17 protein-coding genes and 2 tRNA genes are annotated in these 19343 nt (G+C 44.8%); 3 read left to right on the forward strand and 16 right to left on the reverse strand.

Annotated features, from left to right (window positions below):
- Positions 1-169: 169 nt before the first annotated feature.
- The 13 genes from rpsO to rlmE form a co-directional block, all read right to left on the reverse strand.
- Positions 170-439 carry a 30S ribosomal protein S15 gene (rpsO, locus tag R7040_RS13645; protein WP_005380094.1) on the reverse strand — a complete coding sequence of 90 codons (270 nt, stop codon included), beginning with the start codon at positions 437-439 and terminating at the stop codon, positions 170-172.
- Between the two features lie 141 nt (positions 440-580).
- Positions 581-1534 carry a tRNA pseudouridine(55) synthase TruB gene (gene truB, locus R7040_RS13650; protein ID WP_017820421.1) on the reverse strand — a complete coding sequence of 318 codons (954 nt, stop codon included), beginning with the start codon at positions 1532-1534 and terminating at the stop codon, positions 581-583.
- Positions 1534-1929, reverse strand: a complete 396-nt coding sequence (rbfA, locus tag R7040_RS13655) for a 30S ribosome-binding factor RbfA (protein ID WP_005380087.1) — start codon at positions 1927-1929, stop codon at positions 1534-1536. The genes truB and rbfA overlap by 1 nt, the downstream gene beginning before the upstream one ends.
- Positions 1930-2043: 114 nt before the next feature.
- A complete protein-coding gene (gene infB, locus R7040_RS13660) occupies positions 2044-4755 on the reverse strand; it encodes a translation initiation factor IF-2 (protein ID WP_005380086.1) in 2712 nt (903 codons plus the stop codon).
- Between the two features lie 22 nt (positions 4756-4777).
- Positions 4778-6265 (reverse strand): transcription termination factor NusA, encoded by a 1488-nt coding sequence (gene nusA, locus R7040_RS13665; RefSeq protein ID WP_005380084.1) that lies wholly within the window; start codon positions 6263-6265, stop codon positions 4778-4780.
- 36 nt (positions 6266-6301) lie between these two features.
- Entirely contained in the window at positions 6302-6757 is a 456-nt protein-coding gene (gene rimP, locus R7040_RS13670) for a ribosome maturation factor RimP (RefSeq protein WP_005386424.1), read from the reverse strand.
- 225 nt (positions 6758-6982) lie between these two features.
- Positions 6983-7059 (reverse strand) — tRNA-Met (locus R7040_RS13675).
- 56 nt (positions 7060-7115) lie between these two features.
- Positions 7116-7199 (reverse strand) — tRNA-Leu (locus R7040_RS13680).
- Positions 7200-7215: 16 nt separating this feature from the next.
- Positions 7216-7554: a preprotein translocase subunit SecG gene (secG, locus tag R7040_RS13685; protein WP_318081468.1), complete on the reverse strand. Its 339-nt coding sequence runs from the start codon at positions 7552-7554 to the stop codon at positions 7216-7218.
- Between the two features lie 220 nt (positions 7555-7774).
- Positions 7775-9115 carry a phosphoglucosamine mutase gene (glmM, locus tag R7040_RS13690; RefSeq protein WP_005388992.1) on the reverse strand — a complete coding sequence of 447 codons (1341 nt, stop codon included), beginning with the start codon at positions 9113-9115 and terminating at the stop codon, positions 7775-7777.
- Positions 9116-9134: 19 nt separating this feature from the next.
- Positions 9135-9965: a dihydropteroate synthase gene (folP, locus tag R7040_RS13695; RefSeq protein WP_064354275.1), complete on the reverse strand. Its 831-nt coding sequence runs from the start codon at positions 9963-9965 to the stop codon at positions 9135-9137.
- A gap of 52 nt (positions 9966-10017) precedes the next feature.
- Positions 10018-11991 carry an ATP-dependent zinc metalloprotease FtsH gene (gene ftsH, locus R7040_RS13700; RefSeq protein ID WP_017635895.1) on the reverse strand — a complete coding sequence of 658 codons (1974 nt, stop codon included), beginning with the start codon at positions 11989-11991 and terminating at the stop codon, positions 10018-10020.
- 108 nt (positions 11992-12099) lie between these two features.
- Positions 12100-12729, reverse strand: coding sequence for a 23S rRNA (uridine(2552)-2'-O)-methyltransferase RlmE (gene rlmE / locus R7040_RS13705; RefSeq protein WP_005388985.1), 630 nt, complete (start codon positions 12727-12729; stop codon positions 12100-12102).
- Positions 12730-12867: 138 nt separating this feature from the next.
- Here rlmE and yhbY point away from each other — a divergent pair, with 138 nt between their 5' ends.
- Positions 12868-13164: a ribosome assembly RNA-binding protein YhbY gene (gene yhbY / locus R7040_RS13710; RefSeq protein WP_005380066.1), complete on the forward strand. Its 297-nt coding sequence runs from the start codon at positions 12868-12870 to the stop codon at positions 13162-13164.
- Positions 13165-13248: 84 nt separating this feature from the next.
- On the opposite strand, the gene greA is transcribed toward yhbY, so the two are convergent.
- Complete coding sequence (gene greA / locus R7040_RS13715) at positions 13249-13722, reverse strand: transcription elongation factor GreA (protein WP_005380065.1); 474 nt, start codon at positions 13720-13722, stop codon at positions 13249-13251.
- Positions 13723-14267: 545 nt separating this feature from the next.
- Here greA and R7040_RS13720 point away from each other — a divergent pair.
- Together R7040_RS13720 and dacB are read left to right on the forward strand one after the other, a co-directional pair.
- Entirely contained in the window at positions 14268-15290 is a 1023-nt protein-coding gene (locus R7040_RS13720) for a porin (protein ID WP_005380064.1), read from the forward strand.
- A 186-nt stretch (positions 15291-15476) separates the two neighbouring features.
- The gene (dacB, locus tag R7040_RS13725) at positions 15477-16898 is read left to right on the forward strand and encodes a serine-type D-Ala-D-Ala carboxypeptidase (protein WP_213896076.1); all 1422 of its coding nucleotides are present in this window, start codon (positions 15477-15479) and stop codon (positions 16896-16898) included.
- On the opposite strand, the gene R7040_RS13730 is transcribed toward dacB, so the two are convergent.
- On the reverse strand, positions 16877-17722 hold the full coding sequence (locus R7040_RS13730; protein WP_005380062.1) for a magnesium transporter: 846 nt from the start codon (positions 17720-17722) through the stop codon (positions 16877-16879). The genes dacB and R7040_RS13730 overlap by 22 nt on opposite strands.
- A gap of 418 nt (positions 17723-18140) precedes the next feature.
- On the reverse strand, positions 18141-19328 hold the full coding sequence (tyrS, locus tag R7040_RS13735) for a tyrosine--tRNA ligase (RefSeq protein WP_017820416.1): 1188 nt from the start codon (positions 19326-19328) through the stop codon (positions 18141-18143).
- Positions 19329-19343 lie beyond the last annotated feature (15 nt).

Below are 19343 nucleotides of genomic sequence, written 5' to 3' on the forward strand. Positions count from 1 at the left end.
GCGACCTTTTGGTCGACGTGGTTGACTGTAATGCTATGAGCTTTTGAGAAAACCTCTTACAAGGTTTAGCCGCCAGTATTATAACGGCATAAGTCTAATTTGGCTAAATTTAGGCAACAAAAAAGGGGCATAAAGCCCCTTTTTAGACAAACTGCTATGCAGTCGCTGATTAGCGACGTAGGCCTAGACGTTTGATTAGGTCTTGGTAGCGAGCTAGGTTTTTACCTTTTAGGTAATCTAGAAGCTTACGACGACGAGAAACCATGCGTAGAAGACCACGACGGCTGTGGTGATCGCCTTTGTGCGCTTTGAAGTGACCTTGTAGGTGGTTGATAGAAGCTGTAAGTAGAGCTACTTGAACTTCTGGTGAACCAGTGTCGCCTTCGCCTTGTGCGTATTCTGCAACGATTGCTGCTTTAGTTTCTGCATTCAGAGACATAATTCTCTCCTAATAAGAGTAGGTTTAAAGTTGTAGCAGCCAATCTCTGATTCAGCCGCTACGCGAAGCGCGGATTATAGGGAAATTTCCTATCTCGTGCAATATAAAAATACCGACACTCAGGTCGGTATTTTCAATCATTTACTTGGATGCAACGTCATCTCGGAACACGACCAATCGCTTAGGAGCGATTTTGCCATCTTCGTTCATTTCGCCAACGCCAATAAATAAGCGTTCTTCACCCATAGTAAGGCGAAGTGAGCCCTCTGTCGGAGCACCAAATACTTGAACGGGCTGCCCATGTTGGACCATATCCGCCAGTTCAGGCACCAAGTTGACTTCTGGTAAGTCTTCTACCGCTGTATCCATTGGCAAAAGTAGCGGGTCCAGTAGTTCTCGAGGCGCTCGTTCCTCGCGGTGAGCTTGCTCTAGCAACTCATTTAGTTGCTCAAGTGTTACCATATTCTCGTAAGGGTATTTAGCCACACCAGTACGACGAAGCATAGTTACGTGCGCACCACAACCTAACATTTCGCCCAGATCATCAACGATAGTACGAATATAGGTACCTTTAGAGCAGTGCACTTCCATCTCTACTTCATCGCCTTCAAAACGGTGAAGAACAATCTCATATACCGTGATCTTACGAGATTCACGCGGAACTTCGATGCCTTTACGAGCGTATTCATACAAGGGTTTACCTTGATACTTCAACGCAGAGAACATGGAAGGCACTTGATCAGATTCACCACGGAACTGATCGATGCACGCTTCTAGCTTGTCTAACGTAACATCGACTGGACGCGTCTCTACAACTTCACCATCCGAGTCAGACGTATTGGTACGTTCACCCAGCTTTGCGATCACGCGGTAGCGTTTATCAGAATCAAGAAGAAACTGAGAAAATTTTGTCGCTTCACCCAAGCAAATTGGCAGCATGCCTGTCGCTAATGGGTCCAAGGCTCCAGTGTGGCCTGCTTTCTCGGCAAAGTAGATTCGCTTTACTTTTTGCAGTGCATCATTGGAAGAGATACCTGTTGGTTTGTCCAACAGTATAACGCCATTAATTGGACGACCTTTACGACGACGAGCCATTATTCTTCGTCCTCACGACCAGAATCTTTTTGCTTTTGTTTGTCTGAACTAACGACTTCAGACACTAGGTTAGACATACGCATACCTTCAACAAGCGTATTGTCATAGTGGAAGCGGATTTCTGGCGTTAAACGTAGACGAATACGCTTACCTAACATCATGCGAATGTGCACTTCGTGCTCACGTAGCGCTGCTAGACATGATTCAGGTGTTTGCTCACCCACACATAGGAAGGTCACAAATACTTTTGCGTAAGCTAGGTCACGAGAGACTTCTACGTCTGAGATCGTCACCATGCCAAGGCGAGAGTCACGAACTTCACGTTGAAGGATCATCGCTAGTTCTTTTTGCAGCTGCTGTGCAACGCGCTGCGTGCGGCTAAATTCTTTTGACATATCTTTACTCTTATATAGAAAGAATGGGGGGTTGGTCAAAGCCAGCCCCCCATGGTGTATTCAACAACCAATTACTACTTATCTTTCAAAGACAATATTAGTAATTTTAGTCAATTAGTCTAGAGTACGTTTAATTTCAACGATTTCGAAGACTTCGATTTGGTCACCAACGCGAACATCATTGTAGTTCTTAACGCCGATACCACATTCGTAGCCATTCTTAACTTCTTGAACGTCATCTTTGAAACGACGCAGTGACTCTAGTTCACCTTCGTAAATAACAACGTTATCACGTAGTACACGGATTGGGTTGTTACGCTTGATCACACCTTCTGTAACCATACAACCAGCGATAGCGCCCAGTTTCGGTGACTTAAACACGTCACGAACTTCAGCAAGACCAATGATCTCTTGCTTGAATTCTGGAGCAAGCATACCGCCCATTGCTTGTTTCACTTCGTCAATCAATTGGTAAATGATTGAGTAGTAACGTAAGTCAACAGCTGCGGCTTCAACAGCACGACGAGCAGAAGCATCTGCACGAACGTTAAAGCCAAGGATGATTGCGTTTGAAGCTTCCGCTAGTACTACGTCAGTTTCCGTAATACCACCAACACCAGAACCAACGATGTTCACTTTAACTTCGTCAGTAGATAGCTTAACTAGTGAGTCTGCGATTGCTTCTACAGAACCTTGAACGTCTGCTTTAAGTACAACGTTAAGTTCAGCAACTTCACCAGCAGTCATGTTAGAGAACATGTTCTCTAGTTTAGATTTCTGCTGACGAGCAAGTTTCACTTCACGGAACTTACCAGCACGGTAGTTAGCTACTTCACGCGCTTTACGCTCGTCACGAACTACTGTTGCTTCATCACCTGAAGATGGTACACCTGAAAGACCTAGGATCTCTACAGGGATAGATGGGCCAGCCGAAGTAATTTCTTTACCTAGCTCATCACGCATTGCACGAACACGGCCGTATTCTTGACCACAAAGAACGATGTCGCCTTTGTTTAGTGTACCTGATTGAACAAGTACTGTTGCAACTGGACCACGACCTTTATCTAGGCGAGATTCAACAACAACACCAGATGCCATGCCTTCAGCTACAGCTGTAAGTTCAAGAACTTCAGACTGAAGAAGGATTGCTTCTAGAAGACCATCGATGTTTGTACCCTGTTTAGCAGAGATGTGAACGAACATGTTCTCACCGCCCCACTCTTCAGGAATAACGTCGTATTGAGCAAGCTCGTTCTTAACGTTATCTGGGTTCGCGTCTTCTTTATCGATCTTGTTCACAGCAACAATTAGAGGAACGCCTGCCGCTTTCGCGTGCTGAATCGCTTCTACTGTTTGTGGCATTACGCCATCGTCTGCTGCAACTACAAGAACAACGATATCTGTTGCTTGAGCACCACGAGCACGCATTGCAGTAAACGCTGCGTGTCCAGGAGTATCAAGGAACGTGATCATGCCGTTGTCTGTTTCAACGTGGTACGCACCAATGTGCTGAGTAATACCACCCGCTTCGCCAGAAGCAACGTGTGTGCGACGGATGTAGTCAAGTGTTGACGTTTTACCGTGGTCAACGTGACCCATGATAGTAACAACTGGAGCACGTGGAACTGCTTCCGCGTTAGTGTCACGGTCAGATAGTACCGCTTCTTCCAGTTCGTTCTCTTTACGAAGAACTACTTTATGGCCCATTTCTTCAGCAACAAGTTGTGCTGTTTCTTGGTCGATCACTTGGTTGATAGTCGCCATAGCGCCCATCTTCATCATTACTTTGATAACTTCTGTCGCTTTAACCGACATCTTGTTAGCAAGTTCTGATAGAACGATCGTTTCGCCAATTACAACGTCTTGCTTAGCAACCGTTGCTGACTTATCAAACCCGTGCTGCATTGAAGTCGGCTTAGCAAGTTTGCCCTTACGACCTCTACCGCCACGTTGGTTGTTACGGCCACCGCGAGCTTGGTCGTCTTTACCCGAAGCTGCTTTTTTCTTCTTACGACGACCGCCTTCTACTTTGCGATCTGCTTCATCTTCGGCTTCACGTGCGTATTGTGAAGTCGTTACATGGTAATCTGTATCTTCCATATCACCCTTTTTCTCTTCTGCAGCAGACCAACGCTCTTTATTCTTTTCAGCCAATTCGCGAGCTTCTTCAAGCTTGCGCTGACTTTCCTCTTCAGCCTTACGCTTAGCTTCTTCTTCCTGACGACGTTTAAGCTCGTCGGCCTCTTTTCGCGCTGCTTCTTGCTTAATTTTCTCTTCAGCATCACGCTTTGCTTTTTCTTCAGCATTACGTTGTGCATTCGTATCTACGTCTCGCTTCGCTTTTTCTTCAGCTTCACGTTTCGCTTTTTCTTCCGCTTCACGTTTTGCAGCTTCTTCAGCTTCACGTTTCGCAGCTTCTTCAGCTTCACGTTTTGCAGCTTCTTCTGCTGCACGTTTTGCTGCTTCTTCTGCTTCACGTTGTGCTGCTTCTTCAGCTTCACGTTTCGCTTCATCTTCAATTGTGCTGCGCTTCACGTATGTACGTTTTTTGCGCACCTCAACCTGAACATTCTTACTCTTACCACCACCCGCGTTCACACTAAGTGTACTACGAGTTTTACGCTGAAGCGTAAGGCGAGTCGGCTCTGAATCACCTGATTTATCACCGTGTTCTTTCTTTAAATGAGAGAGAAGCTTCTGCTTCTCTTCATCAGTAACATTGTCAGAGCTCGCCTTTTTAATGCCAGCGTCAGCAAGTTGTTCAATCAAGCGGTCGACTGGCGTACCAATCTCATCACTCAGTGCTTTAACTGTTAATTGTGTCATGCCGCTTCCTCCTTGCCGAAAATTATGCTTCTTCGCCGAACCAACAGATGTTACGTGCGGCCATAATTAGCTCACCTGCACGTTCTTCGGTCAGGCCTTCGATACCTTCTAAATCGTCAATACCTTGGTCAGCAAGATCTTCCAGTGTCGCTACACCTTTCGCTGCCAATTTAAATGCCATCTCACGCTCAAGACCTTCAAGTGCAAGTAGGTCCTCAGCTGGTTCTAGACCTTCAAAAGACTCTTCTTGTGCTAGTGCGATCGTCGTTAGTGCATCTTTTGCACGTCCACGAAGCTCTTCGATTAGTTCTTCATTCAAACCATCGATTTCTAGTAGCTCGTTAACTGGCACGTATGCGATTTCTTCTAGCGTTGAGAAACCTTCTTCAACAAGAAGTTGAGCGAAGTCTTCTTCAATATCTAGGTACTTCATGAAGTTTTCAATAGATGCTTGTGATTCTTCAGCGTGTTTCTTCTGAAGATCAGCAACTGTCATAACATTCAGTTCCCAACCTGTTAGTTGAGATGCTAGACGCACGTTTTGACCGTTACGACCGATAGCTTGCGCTAGGTTGTCAGCTTCAACTGCGATGTCCATTGAGTGTGCATCCTCATCAACGATGATAGAAGCAACATCAGCTGGCGCCATTGCGTTGATAACGAATTGAGCTGGGTTATCATCCCAAAGCACAATATCGATACGCTCCCCACCAAGTTCGCCAGAAACAGCTTGTACACGTGCACCACGCATACCAACACACGCACCTACAGGGTCGATACGTTTGTCATTTGTTTTGACAGCGATCTTAGCGCGAGAACCAGGATCACGTGCCGCGCCTTTCAACTCGATAATATCTTCTGCGATTTCAGGCACTTCAACACGGAACAGTTCTGCCAACATTTCTGGCTTAGAACGAGTGATGAACAATTGGAAACCACGTGCTTCAGGCGCGACTTTGTAAAGAAGGCCACGTACACGGTCGCCTGGACGGAAGTTTTCACGAGGAAGTTGGTCATCACGCAGGATTACCGCTTCAGCGTTATTACCAAGATCAAGCACGATTGTGTCACGGTTTACTTTTTTCACGACACCAGTGATTAGATCACCTTCATTGTCGATGAACTGTTCAACGATTTGTGCGCGCTCAGCTTCACGAACTTTTTGTACGATAACTTGCTTAGCAGTTTGAGTCGTAATACGGTCAAACGTTACTGATTCGATTTCGTCTTCTACGTAGTCGCCAAGCTCGATTGAGTCATCTTCGTATTGCGCTGCTTCTAGTGAGATCTCTTTTGTAGGGTTCTCAACGTCATCAACAACTAACCAACGGCGGTAAGTTACAAACTCACCGGTTTTACGGTCAATGGCAACACGTACGTCGATTTCGATTTCGTATTTTTTCTTTGTAGAAGTTGCTAGAGCAATCTCAAGAGCCTCAAAGATACGCTCACGAGGTACCGCTTTTTCGTTCGATACCGCTTCTGCTACCGCTAAAATTTCTTTACTCATTGTATTTAGCCTCTAAGCTTAAACTTTTTTAGGGAACTAAAATTTAGGGATCAGGTTAGCTTTGGAAATGTTACTTAGAGCAAACTCTTCTTGCTGACCGTCTACAGTAATTGTCACTGTTTCGCCATCAACACCGTGGATAATACCTTTCCACTTACGACGGTTTGCTACAGCCATTTTCAATACGATGCTGACCTCGTGACCAATAAATTGCTCGTAATGTGCTGCTTTAAAAAGTGGTCTTTCTAAACCTGGAGAAGACACTTCTAGGCTGTAAGCAACAGAAATTGGATCTTCAACGTCTAAAACTGCACTAACTTGGTGGCTAACTTCTGCACAGTCGTCTACGTTAATACCATTTTCATGGTCAATGTAGATACGTAACGTTGAGTGCGCGCCTGCACGAATGAATTCTAATCCAACTAACTCATAACCTGATGCCGCTACTGGCGCGTCAAGCATTTCAGTAAGTTGTCTTTCTAAACCAGTCATTTAACCACTCCAGAAACAAAAAAAGGGCTCAGAGCCCAATCAAAAAACCAAGCAGTATCTGAGCTATTTCAAAAAGCTCAGATAACAAAAAACCCCGATAGTCGGGGTTTTATGCTGCTGGACCCTGATACGTTAAGAATAGCCAACAATTGCTTTTCTTAACTCGTAGTGTGGTTAGCACTACGCAAACTTGCCAATCTACGATTTCCTTTTAAAGAAAGAGATTGGTTGCGGGGGCCGGATTTGAACCGACGACCTTCGGGTTATGAGCCCGACGAGCTACCAAGCTGCTCCACCCCGCGTCCGACTTGCTGAGCATTATACTCGCAAACAAGTGATTTACAAGTTTGTAAATACATGGTGCCGAGAGAGGGACTCGAACCCTCACACCTAAGGCACTAGCACCTCATGCTAGCGTGTCTACCAATTTCACCATCTCGGCATCAAAACCTTACAGCTTATTGAGGAATTTCATCACCCGCTGGGGCAGGAACTTCACTCGCTGCATCCTCAACTTGTTCAACAACTGGTTGACCTAACGTTGGGTCTACCCATTGTGATTCAGTCTGGTGCGTAGACATACGACCAAGTAACAAGCTAACGATAAAGAATACGGTTGCTAAAATAGCAGTTGTTCGGGTTAAGAAATTACCTGAGCCGCCAGCACCAAACACTGTGTTTGAAGCACCAGCACCGAACGAGGCTCCCATATCTGCGCCTTTACCTTGTTGAATCAACACAAGGCCAATCACACCAAGCGCTGCCAACAGGTAAATCACAAGTAGAACTGAAAACATTTTTTCCACCTATGTTCCAAATTGTTGAGCCAGCGCCGTTCAAAAGAATAAATCATTATGAACAAGGCTAGCGACCTCCTAACGGGAGGCGGAGCAATACTAGCGAAAGCCAGTAACGCTGACAAGGGAAAATTAGTAAAAAATCAATGCCAATGCGTTAAGCGCTCAAAAAAAGGGCAAAAGATGCCCTTTTCATTCAAGACATGCTTTAACGCAATGATTAACAACTTGCTTTAACAGCCTCAGCGATTTTCAATGCTGAGTGTTGAACTAGTTCACCATCTTCGCCTTCCACCATAACGCGGATCAAAGGCTCAGTGCCAGACTTACGCAGCAGTACACGCCCTTTATCACCAAGTGTCGCCTCTACTTCAGCGACAGCGTTTAATACAGCTGTAGCTTCAAGAGGGTTACTTTCTCCTGAGAAACGGACATTTTCTAAAACCTGAGGATATAGTGTCATTCCTTGCGATAGTTCATATAAAGACATATCGCTGCCAATTACAGAAGCAAGTACTTGAAGTGCAGCAACAATCGCATCGCCGGTTGTGACTTTATCTAATAAGATCACATGGCCTGAGTTTTCAGCACCAATTTTCCAACCTTTTTCTAGCAGTTGCTCCATGACATAACGGTCACCAACAGCAGCACGTACAAACGGAATGCCTAGCTGCTTTAAACCATTTTCCATACCCAAGTTAGTCATTAGTGTACCAACAACACCACCCTTTAGCTCACCACGACGAAGTGCATCACGAGCGATGATATAAGCAATTTGGTCACCATCAACTTTGTTACCTAGGTGGTCGACCATAATGATGCGGTCACCATCACCATCAAATGCGAGACCAAGATGCGCTTGCTCTTCAACAACACGCTGTTGAAGAGCTCGTACGTCTGTTGCGCCCACTTTTTCATTAATGTTGATGCCGTTAGGCTCTACGCCCATAGCGATAACTTCTGCCCCAAGTTCTTTGAAAACATTTGGAGCGATGTGGTACGTTGCACCGTGCGCACAGTCTACTACGATCTTAAAGTTCGCAAGGCTCAACTCAGATGGGAAAGTACTCTTACAGAATTCGATGTAACGACCAGCTGCATCATTTAGGCGGGTTGCTTTACCAAGCTCAGCAGACTCCACACATTCAATTTCTTTATCTAACTCTGCTTCAATCGCCAATTCAATATCGTCAGGTAGCTTAGTACCCTCAGAAGAAAAGAATTTAATGCCGTTGTCGTAATATGGGTTATGTGATGCAGAAATCACAATACCAGCCTCGGCACGGAAAGTCTGAGTTAAATATGCCACAGCTGGAGTTGGCATGGGACCAGTAAATGTTGCTTTAAGTCCCGCAGCTGCAAGGCCAGCCTCTAGTGCAGATTCAAGCATATAACCTGAAATACGTGTATCTTTACCTATGATAACTTTCTTTGTGCCTTGTTTCGCTAGTACACGACCAGCAGCCCAGCCAAGCTTAAGTACGAAGTCTGGAGTGATTGGGTATTGTCCTACTTTACCGCGCACACCGTCAGTACCAAAGTAACGTCTTTCATTCGACATAAACTTTCCTTTATTATTTTTAAATATTGTTTTTCGTCATCTCAACAACTTTCATCGCTTCGAATGTCTCTTCAAAGTCATGCACGCGAATGATCTGCGCGCCTTTCATCGCGGCAATCGTAGCACAAACGACACTTGCGTTCGTACACTCTGCCGCTGGCTTGTCTAACAGTTTGAAGATCATGGATTTACGAGACATGCCAGCCAAAATAGGCAGGCCGAATTCATGAAACTTTTCAAGATGAGCAAGCATATGATAATTGTGTTCGATTGTTTTGCCAAAGCCAAACCCAGGATCGAGAATCAGTTGAGATTTATCAATCCCTGCTGCTTCACACGCCGCGATACGTTCTTCTAGAAAAGCCGACACGTCCCCCATTAAATCATCATAATGAGGGTCAACTTGCATGGTCCTAGGCTGACCTTTCATATGCATCAGACAAATTGGAAGGTTTGCTTCTGCTGCGACTTCCAGAGCACCTGGCTCTTGCAGCGAGCGGATGTCATTGATCAAATCAGCCCCAGCATCAATTGCTTGACGCATCACTTCTGCTTTACTGGTGTCAACGGAAATCCACACATCATACTTTTCACGAATGGCTTTGATTACTGGGACAACACGCCTAAGCTCTTCTTCCAAAGACACATCCGGTGCACCAGGTCTTGTCGATTCACCACCAACATCAACAATACTTACACCAGCCTTTATCATTTTATCAACTTGAGCAAGAGCAAGTTCAATTGAGTTGTATTTACCGCCATCCGAAAAGGAATCCGGTGTCACATTTAGAATGGCCATGACATGTGGACGCGAAAGGTCCAAAGATTTGTTATTTGCTGTAATCATCATCATAAACACAAAAACCCCGAGATAACTCGGGGTTTAATATTATCGATACTCTTTATTCAGAGTCTTTCTTTTCAGGCGCTTCGTTAGAAGTTGTTTCAGAAGAGCTAGGCTGTTCTGCATCTTTCGCAGTCTCCGTTGCTTCTTCTTTAACTTCTTGCTTTGCTTGAGGCTTGTCGCTGTCTTCTGGTTTGCTTGCTGAGTTATCACTCCAGCCCGCAGGCTCACGAATTTCAGCTTTGCGCTCCATTAAGTCATCAATCTGGCGAGCATCAATGGTTTCATACTTCATCAGCGCATCTTTCATCGCATGCATGATATCCATGTTCTCTTGAAGAATTTTCTTCGCACGATCGTAGTTGCGGTCAATGATCTGACGAACTTCGTCATCAATCAACTTCGCTGTATCGTCAGACACATGTTTAGTCTGAGTTACACTACGTCCTAAGAACACTTCGCCTTCATCTTCTGCATACAGCAGAGGGCCAAGCTTTTCAGAGAAACCCCATTGAGTAACCATCTTACGAGCAATATCTGTTGCGCGCTCGATATCATTAGAAGCACCGGTTGATACTTTGTCAGCACCGTAGATAAGTTCTTCTGCTAAACGACCACCGTACAAGCTAGAAATCATTGATTCTAGGTGTTGGCGAGACATGCTCACGCGGTCCTGCTCTGGAAGGTACATTGTTACACCCAACGCACGACCACGTGGAATGATAGACACTTTGTACACTGGATCGTGTTCAGGAACCAAGCGACCAACAATCGCGTGACCCGCTTCGTGGTATGCGGTTGACTCTTTCACTTCCTCAGACATCACCATTGAACGGCGCTCAGCACCCATCATGATTTTGTCTTTCGCCAGTTCAAACTCAACCATAGAAACGTTGCGCTTGTTACCGCGCGCAGCAAACAGGGCTGCTTCGTTAACTAAGTTTGCTAGGTCAGCACCAGAGAAGCCTGGAGTACCACGTGCGATGAGAGAAGGCTCTACATCACCCGCTAGAGGGACCTTACGCATGTGAACTTTTAGGATCTGTTCACGGCCACGTACATCTGGAAGACCAACTACCACTTGACGGTCAAAACGACCAGGACGCAGTAGCGCAGGGTCTAGCACGTCCGGACGGTTAGTCGCAGCGATAACGATAATACCTTCGTTACCTTCGAAACCATCCATCTCAACGAGCATTTGGTTTAGTGTTTGTTCACGTTCATCATGACCACCACCAACACCTGCGCCACGTTGACGACCTACCGCATCGATCTCATCGATAAAGATGATACAAGGTGCAGCTTTCTTTGCTTGTTCAAACATGTCACGCACACGAGATGCACCAACACCAACGAACATTTCTACGAAATCAGAACCAGAGATAGTAAAGAATGGTACTTTCGCCTCACCGGCAATGGCTTTCGCTAGAAGCGTTTTACCCGTACCAGGAGGACCAACCATTAGAACACCCGTTGGAATCTTACCGCCCAGTTTTTGGAAGCGGCTTGGATCGCGTAGGTAGTCCACCAGCTCTTTCACGTCTTCTTTTGCTTCGTCACAGCCAGCAACGTCAGCAAAAGTTGTCTTGATTTGTTCTTCGCTCATCATTCGAGCTTTGCTCTTACCAAAAGACATGGCGCCTTTACCACCGCCGCCTTGCATTTGACGCATGAAGAAAATCCATACACCAATTAGTAAGATCATTGGGAACCAAGAGATGAAGATAGTACCAAGCAAGCTTTGCTCTTCTGGAGGCGTGCCTTGTACTTTCACGTTTTGGTTAATTAGGTCATCTAGAAGCTTTTGGTCATACACTGGCATGTAAGTGACCATTTTGGCACCGCCGCCACGACGAACAAAGCTAATTTCACCGTCTTTAAAAGTTGCTTCTTGAATCTGGCCTTGGCCAACTTCCTGTACAAACGTGGTGTAATCCACGGTTCTGCCATTGCTTTCTCCAGGGCCAAAGCTCTGGAATACCGACATCAATACGACGGCGATAACAAGCCACAGAATTAAATTTTTTGCCATGTCACTCAAGGTGTAAGCCTCTCGATAACTAATTGTAATTAAAGGTAGGGTACTACAGTTCATTAACTGTAGCTATAGTGTTAACACGCTCTCAAGAGAGCAAAATGGTTAACCTTTGTAACCAGTGGCTACGACGAAGACCTCTCGAGAGCGAGCTCGCGATGAGTCTGGTTTTCTAATTTTTACGGCTTTAAACATGTCTCGGACTTCTTTCACATACTGATCGAAGCCTTCCCCTTGGAAAACCTTTACGACAAAGCTACCATTAGGCGCTAGAACTTGTCGACACATATCTAAAGCTAATTCAACTAAATACATAGCGCGAGGTTGATCAACAGAATTGTTTCCCGCGATGTTAGGCGCCATATCAGACATTACTACGTCTACCATGGAAGGTTGGATCCTTTCTAGCAAAGCTTCCAATACCGCATCATCACGAAAGTCGCCTTGTAAAAAGCTAACGCCAGCAATCGGGTCCATAGGAAGCAAGTCACACGCGATGATCTGACCACTGTCCCCTACTATCTTAGCAGCATATTGAGACCATCCGCCCGGCGCAGCCCCCAAGTCGACGACTGTCATTCCAGGCTTTAACAATTTATCTTTCGTTTGAATCTCATCGATCTTGAAATAAGCACGTGAGCGGTAGCCTTTTTTTCGGGCTTCATTCGCGTATTTATCATCAAAGTGTTCTTTCAACCAACGACCAGAACTAGCCGAATGTTTTTGTTTACTCATTTTAATCCCAACAAGGCACAAATTGGAGCTATTGTTTTAATAGGCGCTACCTATTACTCAATAAATTATAGTCTTCAGCAATAGATGGCGTTAAAATAGCTTTTTTCAACCCTTATTTTAAAGAAAATTGGCCGCGTAATGAACCTAAGCACCAAACAAAAGCAGCACCTTAAAGGCCTAGCTCACAGTTTAAAACCTGTTGTGCTAATGGGCGCAAATGGACTTACAGAAGCCGTGCTAGCAGAAATTGAAATCGCTCTTAACCATCACGAACTTATCAAAGTAAAAGTTGCTTCGGAAGATCGTGAAACAAAACAGCTAATCATCGACGCTATCGTACGTGAGACGGGCGCTGAAAAAGTTCAGACTATTGGTAAAGTGCTTGTGCTATATCGCCAGTCTGAAGAGCGTAAAATCGAAATCCCTCGTAAGTAACTCTACTTACGTTGCTGAAGAAAAAAGGTCGCCTGAGGCGACCTTTTTGCGTTTTATCAGAGTAGTAATGCTACTCCAAACGACTTAGATATATTCTACTCGGTCAATTTCGAAGTCTTTCGCGCCACCCGGAGTTTGAATAGCAACTTCATCGCCTTCCATCTTACCAATCAGGCCACGAGCAATAGGTGAGCTCACTGAAATGCGACCTGCTTTGATATCGGCTTCGTCATCACCAACGATTTGGTACGTTTTTTCTTCTTCGGTGTCAATATCAATCAAGGTTACGGTTGAACCAAAAATAACTTTACCCGTGTTCTCCATCTTCGTTACATCAATAACTTGAGCAACTGACAGTTTGTATTCAATGTCACGGATTTGTGCTTCACAAATGCCCTGCTCTTCACGAGCGGCGTGATATTCAGCATTCTCTTTTAAATCACCTAGCTCACGAGCTTCAGCAATTGCCTCTGAGATCTGAGGACGTAGTTTAAGTAGACGATCGAGTTCTGCACGTAGCTTTTGCTCGCCACGTAGTGTCATTGGAACTTTTTCCATTTTATAACCTCAAGCCCAAATGGGTCTTTGGACAAAAAAAGCCCACCCTGTCATAGGACTGGGTAGTGCGCTTAAAGATGTATTTCGTTTAGTGTAAACAAACTCCCGGACGAAATCATCTTAATTCGAAAGACAGCAAGACTATGCCTTTTCGGCATAGTGATATAACTCACTTTTAGAGCGGTTCTAGGGCGAATCACCTTCTCAATTTATTGAAAAACAACACTGTTCATTACACCAAAAACCTCAAAAAAGATAAAAACTAATCAATGTCAGGCTAATGTCATTGCCAATAATTTCAATCAAAAACAGTAGTTTAAATAAAAACAACGCACAATTGAACAGTGTTCATCAATGGGATTTATATCATTTTACTAACTCATACGGAAACTTTAGCAGTAAAACATGTCCAGCGAGTTGTTAGATCAATGGCTTACAAGTGCGAACTATATCGCTCAATTAGCCAATTTTGGACCAACAACTTGTGAGAGATCACCTCTCCCCCATACAACAATGATTATGGACAGCTAACTAGGACAAATAAGATGAAAAAGACTCTAATTGCTCTTTCTGTATCTGCAGCAGCTATGGCAACTGGCGTAAACGCAGCTGAACTTTACAACCAAGACGGTACTTCTCTAGAAATGGGCGGCCGTGCTGAAGCACGTCTATCTATGAAAGATGGCGACGCTCAAGACAAATCTCGCATCCGTCTAAACTTCCTTGGTAAACAAGAAATCAATGACAACCTATACGGTGTTGGTTTCTGGGAAGGTGAATTTGAGACTGCTCAAAACGGTACTGTAGACGGCGACGACAAGAGCGATCTAGAAACTCGTCTTGCTTACGCTGGTCTTGGCGGTGCTTACGGTGAGTTCGCATACGGTAAAACTGAAGGTGCACTAGGCGTTATCACTGACTTCACAGATATCATGGCTTACCACGGTAACTCTGCAGCAGACAAACTAGCTGTATCAGACCGTACAGACAACATGATGGCTTACAAAGGCCAGTTTGAAAACCTAAGCGTAAAAGCAAGCTACCGCTTCGCTGATCGTATGGAAAACAAAAACACTGGTGAGTACTACGACAACAAACAAGACGGTTACTCTCTATCTGCAATCTACGCTCTAGCTGACACTGGTCTTGAGCTAGGTGCTGGTTACGCAGATCAAGACAAAGCTAACGAGTACATGCTAGCTGCATCTTACACAATGTCTGATCTTTACTTCGCTGGTGTATTCACTGACGGCGAGAAAATGGAAGATTCAAACAACAGTAACACAGTTGATTACACTGGTTACGAGCTAGCGGGTGCTTACACTCTAGGCCAAACAGTATTTACAACATCATACAACAATGCAGAAACTAACAACGAAACTTCTGCAAACAACTTCGCTGTTGATGCATCTTACTACTTCAAGCCTAACTTCCGTGGTTACATTTCTTACAACTTCAACCTGATTGATGCAGGTGACAAGTTTGGTTCAACTGACACGAGCAAAACAGTTGCAACTAAGATCGATGCTGAAGACGAGCTAGCTCTAGGTCTACGTTACGACTTCTAATTCCGGTCTTTGACTAGAATATCGAATGCCCGCTTTAAGCGGGCATTTTTTATACTTCATTTTAAGCAGCGCGCCTTTCTCTCGTGTCTCATTCATGAAGACATTTGAAGCATTTCTTTAGTTACCTAGCATATTGAAAGGACTTGCGTATACTCAATCACATAACTCACCTTAGAAAGTATCATTATGCGTTTACGTTGGCCCTTGCTCATATTCTTTTCATTACTTTCTGCTTCTTCACAAGCGTACCCTCATCAAGAGGTGTTGCCTGAAGGCGCCCGCATCAGTTTAGTTGCGGAAAAACTCAGTGAAAATGCTGAGCTTGACGGTGTTCATCCTACCGAACAACTGTTCCCACCAGCGAGTACATTAAAAATCGTCACCGCATTAGCCGCAAAGCTAGAACTGGGTGATAACTTCCGGTTTCGAACCAAGCTGGAAACGTCGAACTCAGATGCAGTGATTTACTTTGTCGGCGACCCAACACTCCAAACCAACGACTTAAAATCACTTCTCACTCTAGCTAAGAAAAATGGCTTAAAACGGATTAACGGTGACCTATGGCTCGATAACAGCGCATTCACTGGTTATAACCGTGCGGTGGGCTGGCCGTGGGATATCTTGGGAGTTTGCTACAGCGCTCCGGCATCGACCATCACACTCAATAACAACTGTGTACAAGCCTCTATCTATACACAAAAAGATGGTGGAACGCGGGTCTACGTACCAGAGCATCAACCTATTCGTGTCACAAGTACCGTAGAAACAGTTTCTAAAACCATTAAGAAAAGTCGTCATTGTGACTTAGGTTTAGTTGCAAATCCCGATAACAACTTCAAGCTAACAGGGTGCTTGGTTGAAAGAGACAAACCATTGCCACTGAAATTTGCGGTTCAAGACCCTGAGCGTTACACCAGTCAAAGGTTGGCGACTTTGCTCAAGGAGCTCAACATTGGGGTATCAGGAAAGATTAGGGTCGGTACGGCGCCAGAAAAGCAGCGAAAGCTCATCGCAATGCATCAATCAAAGGCCTTACCAGACATTCTTGAAGATATGCTCAAAAACTCTGACAACTTGATTGCCGACACATTAACCAAAACACTTGGTGCTAAATTTTTCGTTCAGCCAGGCAGTTTTACTAACGGTACAGAAGCGATCAAGCAGATCATTTTCGCCAACACTGGTATTGATATTCGTAATGCGCGCCTAGAAGACGGCTCAGGACTTTCGCGAAATAACCGGATCTCCGCGACCAAGATGGCTGAAATGCTGCGCTATATTTGGAAGCATGAAAACGAACTCAAATTGATTGCCATCATGCCGAAATCAGGTGAATCCGGCACATTAAAGTACCGACAAAGTATGCGAAAACTTCCAATTAAAGGACAGCTGATAGCGAAAAGTGGCTCTATCTACGGGACTTACAATATGGCTGGATATGGCTTGGATAAAAATGGTCAACCTAACACCATTTTTGTTCAGTTTGTTTCAGACTACTTCCCAGAAAAACGGGACGACAACACACCTGTCATCGCCCCGATTACACATTTTGAGCAGCTTTTTTACAATGACATTGTGAACTTTAGTCAGGCAATACCTAAGAAATAGTTCACCACGTTAAAGTAAATCCACATTCCTGAAATATCGACGATAGACGCAAGAACTGGACTCACCAATACGGCTGGGTCCAACTTGCAAGCTCGTGCAATAATTGGCAACAGCCCGCCCAATGTTGTAGAAATGGTGACTTGAATGAACAGCGCAACTGCTATTGCCAGTGCGATATCGGTCAGTTCAAAGCCTCCTGTTGATTGTCCTGCACTAAATAACATAATGCGTCCAATCATCACGATAGCGATCGCTAGCGCAATAAATAGAGCGACTCGGCTCTCTTTCCACAAAACTTCTAACCATTGGCGTTTTTTTAACTCTCCAGTAGCAAGAGCACGAATCACTAAAGTTGCTGCTTGTGTTCCTGTGTTACCACCAGCAGCTGCAATCACTGGCATGTACACTGCAAGTAAAACAAGCTGACTAAGGGTGTCCTCATACTGAGCAATGATCAAGCCTGACACTATCCCTAAAAGAGCCAGTGCAATGATCCACCCAATACGCTGCTTCACGTGCCCCAAAACACTAGTCGATAAATAACCATCAGGTGTATCAACTTCAGACATATGCAGACCTAATTGGTGAGCATAATGACGTGCGCGTTTGTCATGGCCTGCTTGCTCAAGTTGAGCAATAAGACTATTCACATAGCCGACAGAGCAATGCTGTAAAATACCTACAGCCTCATCAATCGGCATAACCGTAAGCAAATGGACTTGTTGCTCTTGCTCGTACTGCAAGAATGCATTGCGAGCTGCACCAATTTCTACTTCAGAAAAGTTTGGTGTTGTTTCAATAAAAGTGTTGTTCATTACCGTCATGGCGAATCTCCCGATTGGCATTGGTAACGACCATCGACAAAGCATGAAAAGCCACTCTTGCACGCTAAAAGTCAGACAACAAATAAGATGCACAGAGAAAACCAATGCGAATGCACTGTCTATTCAGAATGTATGAAGGAAATAACGAGAAAAAAATTAGAAAAGATGCCTCACCACTTAGGTAAGGCGGAGATCGCCAATACCGAAGCGGGTTATTTCGCTCCCTTAATCTTACTCACCCAACGACTGGGAGGATGGTCGGTATTGTTCATGTAAATCTCCGATAGCGCTGCCATTATTGGCAGCGCAAGTATAGTAGCAAAGTTCATCAGGTATGGAAGTTTTACTTTGCCGTTTTTGCTAAATTTTCATACAAAAAAAGCGCCCTTCGGACGCTTTCATTTGCAGTCATTATGGATTACTGAATAGTAATACGAGCAAATTTACGTTTACCTACTTGGAACACGTAAGTACCCGCTTCTGGAGCAAATTTGCTGTCCGCAATTTTTTCACCATCAATCTTCACAGCGCCCTGCTTAACCATGCGCATCGCATCTGACGATGATGGACATAAGCCTGCTTCTTTCAACAGATTACTCACTGGGCGACCTGCGTCAAAGTCAAACTCTGGCATTTCATCAGGAATTTGGTTCTTCGCAAAACGGTTTACGAATTCTTGCTCTGCTGCATCGGCATCGGCTTCACTGTGGAAACGAGCAATAATTTCTTTTGCTAGCAATACTTTGATGTCACGAGGGTTTTTGCCCGCTTCTACATCAGCTTTGAATTGAGCAATCTCTTCCAGAGGACGGAAAGAGAGCAGCTCGTAGTAGCTCCACATTAGGTCATCAGAAATAGACATGATTTTACCAAACATTTCGCTTGGCGCTTCGCTGATACCGATGTAGTTGTTTGCTGACTTAGACATCTTCTTCTCGCCATCAAGGCCCACTAGAAGCGGCATCATCAGTACAACCTGAGGTTTTTGACCGTGAGACTTTTGCAGTTCACGACCCATTAGAAGGTTGAACTTCTGGTCTGTACCACCTAATTCAACATCCGTTTCCATTGCTACTGAGTCCCAGCCTTGTAGAAGTGGGTACATGAACTCATGAATAGCAATTGGCTGACCACCCGCGTAACGCTTTTTAAAGTCGTCACGCTCTAGCATACGAGCAACGGTTTGGTTTGCCGCAAGGCGAATCATACCTTCTGCGCCCAGTTCAGACAGCCACTCAGAGTTAAACTGAATTTTAGTCTTTGCAGGATCGAGAATTTTGAACACTTGCTCTTTGTACGTTTCAGCGTTACGCAATACGTCTTCGCGACTTAGCGGTGGACGAGTTGTGTTTTTACCTGTTGGGTCACCAACCATTGCAGTGAAGTCACCGATTAGGAACGTCACTTCATGACCTAGTTCTTGGAACAAGCGAAGCTTATTGAAAATAACCGTATGGCCTAGGTGAATGTCAGGTGCTGTTGGATCAGCGCCCAATTTAATACGTAGAGGACGGTCTTCTTTTAGTTTTGCGATTAGCTCTTCTTCTGGAATCAGCTCTTCAACACCGCGCTTAATCTCGGCTAGTGCAGCTTCAATGCTCGCCATTCTTGTTCACTCCCA

The organism is Vibrio sp. 1069, from assembly GCF_033340555.1.

Excerpts from the sequence above, each read along its gene's own strand:
- greA (WP_005380065.1), bottom strand. The coding sequence starts at position 13,722 with ATGGAAAAAGTTCCAATGACACTACGTGGCGAGCAAAAGCTACGTGCA.
- nusA (WP_005380084.1), bottom strand. The coding sequence starts at position 6,265 with ATGAGTAAAGAAATTTTAGCGGTAGCAGAAGCGGTATCGAACGAAAAA.
- dacB (WP_213896076.1), top strand. The coding sequence starts at position 15,477 with ATGCGTTTACGTTGGCCCTTGCTCATATTCTTTTCATTACTTTCTGCT.
- secG (WP_318081468.1), bottom strand. The coding sequence starts at position 7,554 with ATGTTTTCAGTTCTACTTGTGATTTACCTGTTGGCAGCGCTTGGTGTG.
- ftsH (WP_017635895.1), bottom strand. The coding sequence starts at position 11,991 with ATGGCAAAAAATTTAATTCTGTGGCTTGTTATCGCCGTCGTATTGATG.
- glmM (WP_005388992.1), bottom strand. The coding sequence starts at position 9,115 with ATGTCGAATGAAAGACGTTACTTTGGTACTGACGGTGTGCGCGGTAAA.
- folP (WP_064354275.1), bottom strand. The coding sequence starts at position 9,965 with ATGATGATTACAGCAAATAACAAATCTTTGGACCTTTCGCGTCCACAT.
- rimP (WP_005386424.1), bottom strand. The coding sequence starts at position 6,757 with ATGACTGGTTTAGAAAGACAACTTACTGAAATGCTTGACGCGCCAGTA.
- rpsO (WP_005380094.1), bottom strand. The coding sequence starts at position 439 with ATGTCTCTGAATGCAGAAACTAAAGCAGCAATCGTTGCAGAATACGCA.
- rbfA (WP_005380087.1), bottom strand. The coding sequence starts at position 1,929 with ATGTCAAAAGAATTTAGCCGCACGCAGCGCGTTGCACAGCAGCTGCAA.
- infB (WP_005380086.1), bottom strand. The coding sequence starts at position 4,755 with ATGACACAATTAACAGTTAAAGCACTGAGTGATGAGATTGGTACGCCA.
- truB (WP_017820421.1), bottom strand. The coding sequence starts at position 1,534 with ATGGCTCGTCGTCGTAAAGGTCGTCCAATTAATGGCGTTATACTGTTG.
- tyrS (WP_017820416.1), bottom strand. The coding sequence starts at position 19,328 with ATGGCGAGCATTGAAGCTGCACTAGCCGAGATTAAGCGCGGTGTTGAA.
- rlmE (WP_005388985.1), bottom strand. The coding sequence starts at position 12,729 with ATGAGTAAACAAAAACATTCGGCTAGTTCTGGTCGTTGGTTGAAAGAA.
- R7040_RS13720 (WP_005380064.1), top strand. The coding sequence starts at position 14,268 with ATGAAAAAGACTCTAATTGCTCTTTCTGTATCTGCAGCAGCTATGGCA.
- R7040_RS13730 (WP_005380062.1), bottom strand. The coding sequence starts at position 17,722 with ATGACGGTAATGAACAACACTTTTATTGAAACAACACCAAACTTTTCT.
- yhbY (WP_005380066.1), top strand. The coding sequence starts at position 12,868 with ATGAACCTAAGCACCAAACAAAAGCAGCACCTTAAAGGCCTAGCTCAC.